Consider the following 12,138-nt stretch of genomic DNA (forward strand, 5'->3'; position numbering starts at 1 on the left):
TCGAACAAGGAGATGATCTGAAATGATCTAACAACCACTCATCCTTGACCAAGCCCATACAAGTATTCCAGAGACGCTTGTTCTTGAACCGAGAGGCCTGCTGCGTACTGGATGCCCCGGTCAAGCCGGGGCATGTCGGCGGTGGGCCTTGCCCTACTGCTTCAGCGTCTCCAGAAACCGTACCGGCTCGCCTTGCGACGGCGCCGCGAGCTCGCCTTGCCACATCACGCGCCTGCCACGGACGAAGGTGCCGACGGGCCATCCCATAACGCGCACGCCGTCGTAAGGCGTCCAGCCGGCTTTGGAGGCGACCCATTTGTTGGTGATGGTCTCGCTGCGCTTGAGGTCGACGATGGTGAAGTCGGCATCGTAGCCCGCGGCGATGCGGCCCTTGCAGGCAATGTTGAAGAGGCGTGCAGGCCCGGCACTGCTGAGATCGACGAACCGGGCGAGCGACAGCCGACCCGCATTGACGTGGTCGAGCATCAACGGCACCAGCGTCTGCACGCCGGTCATACCCGAGGGCGAGGCTGGATAGGTCTTCTGCTTCTCCTCCAGCGTATGCGGCGCATGGTCGGAGCCGAGGATGTCGATGATGCCCTGCTCGATACCTCGCCAGATGCCGGCGCGGTGATCGGCCGAGCGCACCGGCGGATTCATCTGCGCAAGCGTGCCGAGCCGCTCATAGCATTCGGGAGCGGCCATGGTGAGGTGATGCGGCGTCGCCTCGCAGGATGCGACATCCTTGTGGTCGCGCAGGAACTCGATCTCTTCCTTGGTCGAAATGTGCAGCACGTGGATGCGCCTGCCTGTCTCGCGCGCGAGCTTCACGAGACGCTGCGTCGCCATCAGCGCCGCAGTCTCGTCGCGCCAGACCGGGTGCGAGCGCGCATCGCCCTCGATGCGCAGCGACTTGCGCTCGTTGAGGCGATATTCGTCCTCCGCGTGGAACGAGGCGCGGCGGCGGATCACCTGAAAAATGCGGCGCAGGCTGTCGTCGTCCTCGACAAGCAGCGCGCCGGTGGAGGAGCCGATGAACACCTTGACGCCAGCGCAGCCCGGCGCACGCTCGAGATGCGGCAGATCCTGCACGTTCTCGCGCGTGCCGCCGATGAAGAAGGCGAAATCGCAATGCATGCGATGATGGCCTCGCTTCACCTTGTCGGTGAAATCAGCTTCCGTCACCGTGAGCGGCGAGGTGTTCGGCATCTCGAACACGGCGGTGACGCCGCCCATCACAGCGCTGCGCGAACCGGTCTCGAGATCCTCTTTGTGCGTCAGGCCAGGCTCGCGGAAATGCACCTGCGTGTCGATCACGCCGGGCAGGATGTGCAGGCCCTTGCAGTCAACGACCTCCGCCGCCGCGCCTTGCGCAAGCGATCCGATCTCCGCGATACGGCCACCCACAATGCCGATGTCGCGGATGCCCTCGCCGTCCTGATTGACCACCGTGCCGGATTTCAGGATCACGTCAAAATGCTGGGTCATGGCTGTCAGTCTCTTTCATCCCTCAGGCGCAGGGCTCGAGGCCTTGTCGTTTAAGCAGGGCGGGCTTACGTTCGAAGCAGACATGTCGCAAGAGATTTTCGCAATGAAGGCAGCGTTTCTCCCCGATCGGGGCGTGGTCAAAATCGCAGGCGAGGATGCGCAGAGCTTCCTCAATGGCCTGTTCACCACGGATATCGGCAGGCTCAAGCCCGGGCTCGGCCGATTCGGCGCGCTGTTGACGCCGCAGGGCAAGATCATCGTGGATTTCCTGATCACGGAGGCACCCGCCGGCCATGGCGGCGGCTACCTGATCGACTGCCCGAAGGCGCTCGCGGAAACCCTCGCGACCAAGCTGAAGTTCTACAAGCTGCGCGCCAAGGTCACTGTGGAAAATCTGTCCGATCTCGGCGTGCTGGCCGCATGGGATGGCAAGCCTGCCGCCCAGCCCGACCTCGCTTTCACCGACCCGCGCGACGAGCGGCTCGGGTTGCGTATCCTGGTCCCCGCGGAACTCAAGGAGAAGCTTGCCGCGCTGATCGGTGCCGAACTCCTCGAGGCGTCCGAATATGAGGTGCATCGCATCGCGCTGGGCGTGCCGCGGGGCGGGCTCGATTTCATCTATGGCGATGCATTCCCGCACGAGACCAACATGGATCGCCTCTTCGGCGTCGATTTCGACAAGGGCTGCTACGTCGGCCAGGAGGTGGTCTCGCGCATGCAACATCGCGGCACCGCGCGCACGCGCAGCGTCAAGGTGCTGCTCGACGGCCCCTCACCCGAGGCCGGCGCCACCATCCTCGCCGGCGACAAGCCGGTCGGCACCATCGGCTCGACGGCACAAGGCAAGGGCATTGCGCTGGTGCGCATCGATCGCGTCGTCGACGCGCTCGACGCCGGACAGACACTGACCGCCGGCGGGCTCGATGTGAGGCTCGCGGAACCCGACGTCGTCCGCATTCCAGCGAAGCATCCCGTCGCATGAGCCGCGCCCCTCGCCTGCATGCCGACGGCCTGACGCGCTGCCCCTGGCCCGGCGAAGATCCGCTGTATGTCGCCTATCACGACACGGAATGGGGCGTGCCTGAATACGATGACCGCGCGCTCTACGAGAAGCTGATTCTCGACGGTTTCCAGGCCGGCCTCTCCTGGATCACGATTTTGCGCAAGCGCGACAATTTCCGCAAAGCCTTCGATGACTTCCAGCCGGAGAAGATCGCGCGCTACAACGCGAAGAAGGTCCACGCGCTGATGAACGATGCCGGTATCGTGCGCAACCGCGCCAAGGTCGAGGGCACGATTGCGAGCGCAAAATCCTATCTGGAGATCATGGACAAGGGCCCCGGTTTCTCGAAGCTGCTGTGGGATTTCGTCGACGGCAGGCCGCTGGTCAACAAGTTCAAGACCACCGCGAGCGTGCCTGCCTCGACGCCGCTGTCGGTGCAGATCTCCAAGGAGCTGTCCTCGCGCGGCTTCAAATTCGTCGGCCCTACCATCGTCTATGCCTTCATGCAGGCGACCGGCATGGTCAACGACCATCTCGTCGACTGCCATTGCCACGCGTCCTGCGGCAAGACGCAGCGCAAGCTGCGCCTCAAAGCAAGATGAAAGTCGCGAAGCGCGCCGCAAACGACGTGCAATCCCGCGCCTGGCAGCGCATGTTGTCCGGCCGCCGGCTCGATCTGCTCGACCCCTCGCCGCTCGACGTCGAGATCGCCGACATCGCGCATGGGCTCGCACGCGTCGCGCGCTGGAACGGGCAGACCACGGGCGCGCACATCTTCTCGGTCGCCCAGCACACCCTGCTGGTCGAGACCGTGATGCGCCACGAAAGCCCGCGCGTCGACCAGCGCTTGCGGCTCGCCGCCCTGCTGCACGATGCGCCGGAATACGTGATTGGCGACATGATCTCGCCGTTCAAGGCCGTGCTCGACGGCCACTACAAGGCGGTGGAGAAGCGGCTGCTCGGCGCGATCCATATCCGCTTCGGATTGCCGCCGGTTCTTCCCGAGGAGATCACGCAGGCCATCAAGGCCGCCGATCGCGGTGCGGCCTATCTCGAGGCCACCGAACTCGCCGGCTTCAGCGAGAGCGAGGCGCGGCGGCTGTTCGGCCGCGACCCTAGCCTGCCCGAAACCGTTCTCCGCGACTATCTGACGCCGTGGACGGCTGCGAGAGCCGAGAAGCGGTTTCTGGAGCGGTTCAATGCAGTGTTTTCATAGCGTAGGCTATTCGTAGGTGGGCAAAGCGAAGCGTGCCCACCGATCAGAGCAAGGTGAAGCATGGTGGGCACGGCGCGTTGCGCCTTTGCCCACCCTACGGGTGCCGGCTATAATCGGCCGCAAGAAGGAACACCATGATCCACGTCTGCTCGCTTGCCGCCCTGCCCGAAACGGTTCGTCTCACCGGCGCCAGCCATGTGCTGACCGTGATGGCCAATGTCGAGCAGGTGGTGCGGCCAGTGTCGGTGCTGCCGGCCAATCATCTGAAAGTCTCGATGGATGACATCACCGAGGAGCTGGACGGCTTCGTCGCGCCCTCGGAAGGACATATCAACCAGGTGCTGAACTTCGTCCGCGGCTGGGATCGCAGCGCGCCGCTGGTCGTGCATTGCTATGCCGGTATCAGCCGCTCCACCGCGAGCGCGTTTGCCGCGGCATGCTTGCTCAATCCGCATCGCGACGAAATCGAGATCGCGAAGAAGATCCGCGCCGCCTCCCCGATCGCCTCGCCCAACCGTCGCATCGTCGAGCTCGCCGATCGCGCGCTCCGCCGCGACGGTCGCATGTTGCGCGCGCTCGACGAGATGGGTCCGGGCGCGATGATGGTGGAGAGCCGTCCATTCGTGATCGAGCTCGAATGACCCCGCAAAACCCGTTTCCCGGATGAGCGACAAGCTGCTGACGCCGATCGAGATCGGCCTGACCGCCGCAATCGTTGCGATCGAGGCGCATGAGCCGCTGATCCTCACAGCGCGCGGCAGCGACGGCCTGGCCGGCCTGCCTTTCGGTCCATTCGATGCGCTGACACATCGCACCTTCGAGATCGGCCTGCGCGCCTGGGTCGAGGAACAGGCGGGCTTGAGGCTCGGCTATGTCGAGCAGCTCTACACTTTTGGCGATCGCGGCCGTCATGCGGAGGCGGCCGATACCGGCGCGCATATGGTCTCGATCGGCTATCTCGCGCTGACTCGCGCCAGCGACAACGGAGTACGTGCGGCCGGTGCGACGTTCGAGCCGTGGTATCGCTTCTTCCCCTGGGAGGACTGGCGCGAGCAGCCGCCGGCGATCATCGCCCGCGACATCATTCCGGCGCTGACCCGGTGGGCCGAGGAGGAGACGCCCGAGACGATCCGTGCGCTGCCGCGCAGGGATCGCGTGCGGCTCAATTTCGGCCTGGACGGCGCGGCATGGGACGAGGAGCGCGTGCTCGACCGTTACGAGCTGCTCTACGAGGCCGGGCTGATCGAGGAGGCGCGCCGCGACGGCCGTCCTGCGGCATTAGCGCGCAAGGCGCTTCCTGCGCTCGGCCTCTCGATGCGGTTCGACCACCGCCGGATTCTCGCCACTTGCATTGCCCGGCTGCGCGCAAAGCTCAAGTATCGCCCTGTCATCTTTGAACTTTTGCCCGCCGAATTCACACTCACGGAATTGCAGCACACGGTGGAGGCAATCTCCGGCCGGCACCTGCACAAGCAGAATTTCCGTCGCCTAGTGGAAAGCGAAGCTCTGGTCGAACCGACTGGCGTGATGTCGACACAGACCGGCGGGCGGCCGGCAGCACTCTATCGCTTCCGCCGCGAAGTGCTCCAGGAGCGGCCGGCGCCAGGCTTGCGCGTCCGCTCCCGGCGCTAAGAGCATGTTACGCGGGTCGCTTTTCGCGGCTCGCCTGGAGGCCTTATGTTCGACGCCCCGTTCGACGTCTTTGCGGTGATGATCGCAATCGCCGCCTTCCTGATTGCACTGAAGGCTTCCAATCAAGCGACCGATCTGCGCCGTCGGCTGGGCATGCTGGAAGCCAATTTGCACGCGCTGCGGCCGATCCAGCCACCGCCACTGACGCCGCAGGAGATGGAGCAAACGCTCGCGACCGCGGCGCCGCAGGCCACCGAGCCGCCCTCGCCTGACGCCGAGGTGGCGCCGCCGCTCGTCGTCGATCAGGCCGCGCCGCCAATCGAAACGGATGCAGCTCAAGTCGCGCCACCGCCTCCGCCGCCGGCTGCAGGGCCGGGTCTCGAAGAGCGGCTCGGCACCCGCTGGGTGGTGTGGATCGGCGGCCTTGCGCTCGCGCTCGGCGGCTTCTTCATGGTGCGCTATTCGATCGAGGCCGGCCTTCTCGGCCCCGGCGTCCGCGTCTTCCTCGGCGGCCTGTTCGCGCTTGCGCTGCTTGGCGCCGGCGAATGGACGCGGCGCAAGGAGAGCATCGCCGAGATCCAGGCGCTGCCGATCGCCAACATCCCCGCGATCCTCACTGCCGCCGGCACGGCGGTGGCGTTTGCGACTGTCTATGCCGCCTATGCACTCTACGATTTCCTCGCGCCTGCGACCGCCTTCGTGCTGCTCGGCCTCGTTGCGCTCGGCACGCTTGCTGCTGCGTTGCTGCACGGCCCTGCACTCGCCGGTCTCGGCGTGGTCGGCGCCTTCGTAACGCCGGTCCTCGTCTCCTCCGACAAGCCGGATTATTGGGCGCTCTACATCTATCTGGCCATCGTCACCGCGGCGAGCTTTGGTCTCGCGCGCATCCGGCTGTGGCGCTGGCTTGCGGTGACCACGATCGTCTTCGCGCTCCTGTGGACCTTCCCTGGCCTCGACCTCGGTGCGACGCTTGCCGCCCCGCACGCCTTTCATGTGATCGCGGGCTTCGTGCTCGCCGCTCTGCTGGTGGTCTGCGGCTTCATGTTCGGCCCGACCATCGACGACGGCCAGATCGAACCGGTATCCTCCGGCTCGCTCGCCGCCTATCTGTTCGGCGCGATGCTGATCGTGCTGTCGAGCGCCCATGCCGACCTCGCGCTGATCACGTTCACTCTCCTCGTTGCCGGAACGTTGTTCGTCGCCTGGCGCGCGCCTTCGGCGACCGGCGCGCTCGGCGCGGCGGCAGCGCTCGTCTTCATTGTGTTCGCCGAATGGGCCGTGCGCGCCAACCCCGACATGCTGGTGCTGCCCGGCGGTCCGCTGCCTGGCATCGGACCGACCGCGACCGACAGCTCGGTGTGGCTGCACCTGATGATGGCGGCGATCTTCGCCACGGGCTTTGGCGGCGTGGGCTTCCTCGCTCAGGGACGCTCGTCCTCCGCGATCATCCCCGTCGTGTGGTCGGCGGCCGCGACCTTCACGCCGATTGCGCTCCTGGTTGCGCTCTACGCCCGCATCGCGCATCTCGACCGCTCGATTCCATTCGCGATCCTCGCCGTGCTGCTCGCCGCGGCCTTCGCGGCCGCGACCGAGACACTCTCCCGGCGCGAGAACCGGCCCGGCCTTGCGATCTCGATTGCCCTGTTCGCAACCGGCACGCTTGGCGCGCTGGCGCTGGCGCTGACCTTCGCGCTGGAGAAGGGCTGGCTCACGATCGCGCTGGCGCTGATGTCGCTCGGCACCGCCTGGATCTCCATCCAGCGGCCGATCGCCTTCCTGCGCTGGCTTGCCGCGATCCTGGCTGGCATCGTCACCGCGCGCATCGTCTACGACCCGCGCATCGTCGGCGATGCCGTCGGCACCACACCGATCTTCAACTGGCTGCTCTGGGGTTACGGCGTGCCGGCGCTGTCGTTCTGGGCAGCGAGCCGTTTCCTGCACCGCCGCGGCGACGACGCGCCGCTGCGCATGGTGGAGGCCGCCGCGATCCTGTTCACCGCGCTGCTCGCCTTCATGGAGATCCGTCACTTCGCCACCGGTGGCGACATGACATCGCCGCCTTCGCTGCTCGAATTCGCGCTTCAGGCCTGCGTGACGCTCGCCATGGCGATCGGGCTGGAGCGCCTGCGGCTGAGGAGCCACAGCATCGTGCACAATGTCGGCGCGGTCGTGCTCACGGTGATCGCCGGACTTATCAGCGTGTTCGGCCTCCTGATCCTGGAGAATCCGTGGCTGTTCAGCAGCGTCGATGTCGGCGGCCTCGTGTTCAACCTGCTGCTGCTCGGCTACGCGCTGCCGGCAGTGCTCATGCTGCTCTTGTCCTATGCGGTGGCGGGACATCGTCCGACCGCCTATGCCAACACTATTGCCGGCGGCGCGCTGGTGTTCGCTCTTACATATGTGACGTTGGAGATCCGCCGCTTCTATCACGGGCCGGTCCTGCTCTATGGCGCGACGACGGGCGCCGAGCAGTACACCTATTCGATCGGCTGGCTCGGCTTTGGCGTGGTGCTGCTCGGCGTTGGCCTCCTGGTCAACTCGGAGCGCGCGCGGCTCGCCTCCGCCGTCGTGATCGCGCTGACGATCCTGAAAGCATTCGTCATCGACATGTCGACGCTGGCAGGCGTCTGGCGCGCGCTGTCGTTCATGGGGCTCGGCATCGTGCTGGTCGCGATCGGCTGGCTCTACCAGCGGATACTGTTCCGCCGGCAGGCGCCGCCGCCTGCGACGCAAGCAGGCGCGTGAGGTCAGGCCGCGCGCACCGACTCCAGGAAGCTCGCGACCTCGACCTTGAGGCGCGTGCTGTCGGAAGCAAGCGATTTCGCGGCTGACAGCACCTGGGTCGAGGCCGAGCCGGTATCGATCGCGCCGCGCTGCACGTCGGTGATGTTGGAGGAGACCTCCTGTGTGCCGACCGATGCCTGCTGCACGTTGCGCGAAATCTCCTGCGTGGCGGCGCCCTGCTCCTCGACGGCCGCGGCGATCGCCGATGACACTTCGGAAAGCCGCTCGATGGTGCCGGCGATCTCCTTGATGGCGCCGACGGACTCCTGCGTGGCCGTCTGGATGCCCGAAACCTGGAGGCCAATCTCGCCGGTCGCCTTCGCGGTCTGTTCGGCGAGCGCCTTGACCTCGGATGCCACGACGGCAAAGCCACGTCCCGCTTCGCCGGCACGCGCGGCTTCGATCGTCGCGTTCAGCGCCAGCAGGTTGGTTTGTCCCGCGATCGTATTGATGAGCTCGACGACGTCGCCGATGCGCGCGGCCGCCTGCGACAGCGCGTTGACGCGTTCGTTGGTGCGAGCCGCCTGGTCGACGGCCTCCGCCGCCATCCGCGCAGATTCCTGCACCTGCCGGCTGATCTCGGTGATCGACGACGACAGCTCCTCCGACGCCGACGCAACCGACTGGACGTTGGTGGACGCCTCTTCCGAGGCGGCTGCAACCACGGTCGCAAGCTCCTGGCCGCGCTGCGCGGTACCGCTCAGCGTGCTCGCGGACGCCTCGAGCTCGGTCGAGGCCGACGACACGGTCTCGACGATCTCGCCGATCATGGTCTCGAAATTGCGCGTGATACCGTCGACGCGGCGAGCCCGCTCGATCTTGGCCTCGGCGTCACGCGCCGCCGCCTCGTCGGCGGCCTTCTTGGCGATCAGCGCTTCCTTGAAGATCTGCAACGCATCGGCCATCGATCCGATCTCGGTCCGCGCGCCGCGATGCGGGACTTCGGCCGAGAGCTCGCCATTGCCGAGCGCCTGCATCGGCTGGATGATCGAGGCGATGCCGCGCGAGACGTCCTGCACCAGGAAATAGGCGGCCGCGATCGCGATCAGCACCGACGTCACGATGATGCCGAGCAGAACACGGAAGGCCACGGTGTAGCTGTAGGCGGCCTTCTGCGTCTCCGCTTCGGCGCCCTTGTTGTTGAGCTCGATGTCCTGCTGGAGCAGCGGATCGGCGGCCTGCGCCATCTTGGCGACCTTGGTCTGCAATAGGTCGTTGGCGTCAGTCGGGAAGTGGCCGACGCCCTTGCGCGACAGCGTCATCACCTCCTGCACGCCATTCAGATATTCGCCCCAGGCCTTGCTCCACTGGTCATAGAGGGCACGCTCTTCGGGCGAGGTAATCAGGGGCTCATAACTCTTGCGCGTCGTCTCGATGCGCTCGCGCAGCGCCCCCATCCGCTTCTCGGCGGCGTCCTTACCCTCGGCGCTGTCCTGCATCAGGTGCAGGCGGAGCGCGACCCGCAGCTCGTTGATGTCGGCGCGGAGCGATCCAAGCGCGCGGACGCTGGGCAGCCAGCTCTCGGAAATCTCGACCGTATGCGCGTTGATGGCCTGCATGGTGCTGATCGCCATGATGCCGACACCGGCGAGCGCGAGTACCAGAGCGCTCAACACGGTCAATATCTTCAATCGGATCGACAATTTCGACATCGCAATAATCCCGACAGATGGACGTTACGCAAGGCGGACGCGGTCGTTACCGCCGCGATCGACAAATTGGACGATCGGACGGAGGTCAGTTCGACGAATGCTGGCTGGTTCTCGTTGGGTCCGAAAATGCACCCTGACTTCCAAGCCGCGGTTAATTTGGAACCCCGTAGTAATACGGTCGAATTTGCCGGGATGAGGCCTGCTTCGGTTTTCTGGATCGTTAACCCCGCGATTGATTCACTGCCGCATTGCACCATGAACGCCCGTCCGCCGCAGCAGACTGCGGCGACCGGAAGGGGATGAGGACAAAGGCTGCCGCTCAGACCTGTCGAGCCGTGCCGCCCCTCAGGCCGCGCGCACGGTGTCGAGGAATCTTCCGACTTCGAGCTTGAGCCGGTTGCTGTCGCCTGCGAGCGACTGCGCAGCCGCCAGCACCTGCGTTGAGGCCGATCCGGTCTCGCCCGCCCCGCGCTGCACGTCGGTGATGTTGGATGACACCTGATGCGTGCCCTGCGCGGCCTGCTGCACATTGCGGGAGATTTCCTGCGTCGCCGCGCCCTGCTCTTCCACTGCGGCCGCAATGGTCGAAGAGATCTCCGACAGCTTTTCGATGGTGTCGCTAATATCGCGGATGGCGCTGACCGACTCCTGCGTCGCCGTCTGGATGCCGGAGATCTGCTGGCCGATCTCGCCGGTCGCCTTGGCGGTCTGTTCGGCCAGGGCCTTCACCTCGGAAGCCACAACGGCGAAACCACGACCGGCCTCGCCGGCGCGCGCCGCCTCGATGGTGGCGTTGAGCGCGAGCAGGTTGGTCTGCCCGGCAATGGTATTGATCAGCTCGACCACGTCGCCAATGCGGGTGGCCGCCTTGGACAATTCGCTGACACGCTCGGTCGTGGTACGTGCCTGGCCAACCGCCTCGTTGGCGACGCGTGCGGACTGCTGCACCTGGCGGCTGATCTCGGTGATCGACGACGACAGTTCCTCCGTCGCGGAGGCCACGGACTGCACGTTGGTGGAGGCCTCTTCAGAGGCCGCGGCGACCATCGTGGTCAGCTCCTGCGCGCGCTCGGCCGTTGAGGTAAGCGTCGAAGCTGACGCTTCGAGCTCGGTTGCAGCTGAGGACACGGTATCGACGATCTCGCCGACGGCAGATTCGAAACTGCTGGCGAGCCTGTGCATCTCGGCCTTGCGCTGCGCGGCGGCAATCTGCTCCTGCTTGGTCTTGGCCTCGGCCTCGTCGCGCGCTTTTTGCTCGGACACGATCTTGAACTTCTCGACCGCCGCGGCGACGCCGCCGACCTCATCCTTGCGGCCGAGCCCCGGCAGCACCACGGAGAAATCGCCACCGGCGAGCTTGTCCATTGCCGCCGTGAGTGCGCGGATCGGCCGCGCAATCGTCAGGAAGGACATCAGCCAGGAGCCGAACAGGACAAGGGCGGCACAGATGCCGACCACCGTTCCGATATGCTCGCTGGACGCCATCTCCTGCGCGGAGCTGGCAATCTCCTCCTCGCTCCTGTGCCTGGCGAAGTCCGCGATCTGGCCCGTCAGGCCGTCCATTTCGGTAGAGATCGGCAACGTGACTTCGCGCGCGATGCGCAGGCTTTCTTCGGTCAGCTTGGCAACACGTGCGGCATCGGCGCTGGTCGCGGCGATCATCTCGCTGCGGATGGAGCCGATCTGCTGCGCGCCCTTCAAATAATCTGCGGAGAGGCTCTTGAGCTTTTCGATCCGCGCGCGGTTTTCCGCAGACCGGGACAGCTTGAGCATCGCTTCCACGGCGTTGTCCAGCGACCTTGAGCGTTCGACCAGAGACTCGCTCGCTTTCTGCAGCTCCGCGGCATTGTTGGCGAGCCGGATATCCCGGACGCTGAGTTGCGTGCTGCGCACCCAGAGCCTGGCCTCGACGGCATCCCGCGCCAGCTCCTGCTGCGCGATGGCCGCCTGGTTGGAACGACGCACATTGCCGTTGCCGACGAGCTGGCTCGCAATCATGGCGACCACCAGGAGAATACCGAACACCGACGTCACCGCCAGCTTGGTACCGATCCGCAAATTCTGGACAAAGCTCAACATGGGTACGTTTCCCGGATAGGCGCGGCCAAGTCATTGTCGGCCGCTCTCGGCGTTGATCGCCCTTGCCCAAAAACTGAGCGCCGGGAATTCCAATTTGGTTAAGAGAACGCTCCGTGGAACTACCGAGTTTTGACAAAAAACCCTTGAAAACCAGCACGTTTCACGCGCTTAACAAGTTAACCACACGCGGCGGTAGGCCGCTCGGGTTCTAAAGCGTGATGGCATTAAGTTCGATAGCCTGAATTTTTGAGGTAGTTGGCGCATTCCTCGGGGGTGAAGGCATC

9 protein-coding genes are annotated in these 12,138 nt (G+C 65.4%); 6 read left to right on the plus strand and 3 right to left on the minus strand.

Annotated features, from left to right (window positions below):
• Window positions 1–153: 153 nt before the first annotated feature.
• On the minus strand, window positions 154–1,488 hold the full coding sequence (locus SO140_RS44155) for a dihydroorotase (protein ID WP_449383944.1): 1,335 nt from the start codon (window positions 1,486–1,488) through the stop codon (window positions 154–156).
• 103 nt (window positions 1,489–1,591) lie between these two features.
• On the opposite strand from SO140_RS44155, the gene ygfZ reads away from it, so the two are divergent.
• The 6 genes from ygfZ (at window position 1,592) to SO140_RS44185 (ending at window position 8,084) form a co-directional block, all read left to right on the plus strand.
• Window positions 1,592–2,470, plus strand: coding sequence for a CAF17-like 4Fe-4S cluster assembly/insertion protein YgfZ (ygfZ, locus tag SO140_RS44160; protein WP_498541093.1), 879 nt, complete (start codon window positions 1,592–1,594; stop codon window positions 2,468–2,470).
• Window positions 2,467–3,093 (plus strand): DNA-3-methyladenine glycosylase I, encoded by a 627-nt coding sequence (locus tag SO140_RS44165; protein ID WP_498541094.1) that lies wholly within the window; start codon window positions 2,467–2,469, stop codon window positions 3,091–3,093. The genes ygfZ and SO140_RS44165 overlap by 4 nt, the downstream gene beginning before the upstream one ends.
• The gene (locus SO140_RS44170; protein ID WP_449383947.1) at window positions 3,090–3,707 is read left to right on the plus strand and encodes a YfbR-like 5'-deoxynucleotidase; all 618 of its coding nucleotides are present in this window, start codon (window positions 3,090–3,092) and stop codon (window positions 3,705–3,707) included. Before SO140_RS44165 ends, SO140_RS44170 begins: the two co-directional genes overlap by 4 nt.
• Before the next feature lie 134 nt (window positions 3,708–3,841).
• Window positions 3,842–4,348 carry a tyrosine phosphatase family protein gene (locus tag SO140_RS44175; protein WP_027524310.1) on the plus strand — a complete coding sequence of 169 codons (507 nt, stop codon included), beginning with the start codon at window positions 3,842–3,844 and terminating at the stop codon, window positions 4,346–4,348.
• Window positions 4,349–4,370: 22 nt separating this feature from the next.
• On the plus strand, window positions 4,371–5,339 hold the full coding sequence (locus SO140_RS44180) for an NUDIX hydrolase (protein WP_449383948.1): 969 nt from the start codon (window positions 4,371–4,373) through the stop codon (window positions 5,337–5,339).
• A gap of 45 nt (window positions 5,340–5,384) precedes the next feature.
• Window positions 5,385–8,084 carry a DUF2339 domain-containing protein gene (locus tag SO140_RS44185; RefSeq protein WP_498541096.1) on the plus strand — a complete coding sequence of 900 codons (2,700 nt, stop codon included), beginning with the start codon at window positions 5,385–5,387 and terminating at the stop codon, window positions 8,082–8,084.
• 2 nt (window positions 8,085–8,086) lie between these two features.
• Here SO140_RS44185 and SO140_RS44190 read toward each other — a convergent pair whose 3' ends face one another.
• Window positions 8,087–9,775, minus strand: a complete 1,689-nt coding sequence (locus tag SO140_RS44190) for a methyl-accepting chemotaxis protein (RefSeq protein ID WP_498544080.1) — start codon at window positions 9,773–9,775, stop codon at window positions 8,087–8,089.
• A 345-nt stretch (window positions 9,776–10,120) separates the two neighbouring features.
• Window positions 10,121–11,854, minus strand: a complete 1,734-nt coding sequence (locus tag SO140_RS44195; protein ID WP_498544081.1) for a methyl-accepting chemotaxis protein — start codon at window positions 11,852–11,854, stop codon at window positions 10,121–10,123.
• Between the last annotated feature and the right edge of the window lie 284 nt (window positions 11,855–12,138).

The organism is Bradyrhizobium sp. UFLA05-108 (assembly GCF_059803455.1).

Excerpts from the sequence above, each read along its gene's own strand:
- SO140_RS44155 (WP_449383944.1), bottom strand. The coding sequence starts at position 1,488 with ATGACCCAGCATTTTGACGTGATCCTGAAATCCGGCACGGTGGTCAAT.
- ygfZ (WP_498541093.1), top strand. The coding sequence starts at position 1,592 with ATGAAGGCAGCGTTTCTCCCCGATCGGGGCGTGGTCAAAATCGCAGGC.
- SO140_RS44165 (WP_498541094.1), top strand. The coding sequence starts at position 2,467 with ATGAGCCGCGCCCCTCGCCTGCATGCCGACGGCCTGACGCGCTGCCCC.
- SO140_RS44170 (WP_449383947.1), top strand. The coding sequence starts at position 3,090 with ATGAAAGTCGCGAAGCGCGCCGCAAACGACGTGCAATCCCGCGCCTGG.
- SO140_RS44175 (WP_027524310.1), top strand. The coding sequence starts at position 3,842 with ATGATCCACGTCTGCTCGCTTGCCGCCCTGCCCGAAACGGTTCGTCTC.
- SO140_RS44180 (WP_449383948.1), top strand. The coding sequence starts at position 4,371 with ATGAGCGACAAGCTGCTGACGCCGATCGAGATCGGCCTGACCGCCGCA.
- SO140_RS44185 (WP_498541096.1), top strand. The coding sequence starts at position 5,385 with ATGTTCGACGCCCCGTTCGACGTCTTTGCGGTGATGATCGCAATCGCC.
- SO140_RS44190 (WP_498544080.1), bottom strand. The coding sequence starts at position 9,775 with ATGTCGAAATTGTCGATCCGATTGAAGATATTGACCGTGTTGAGCGCT.
- SO140_RS44195 (WP_498544081.1), bottom strand. The coding sequence starts at position 11,854 with ATGTTGAGCTTTGTCCAGAATTTGCGGATCGGTACCAAGCTGGCGGTG.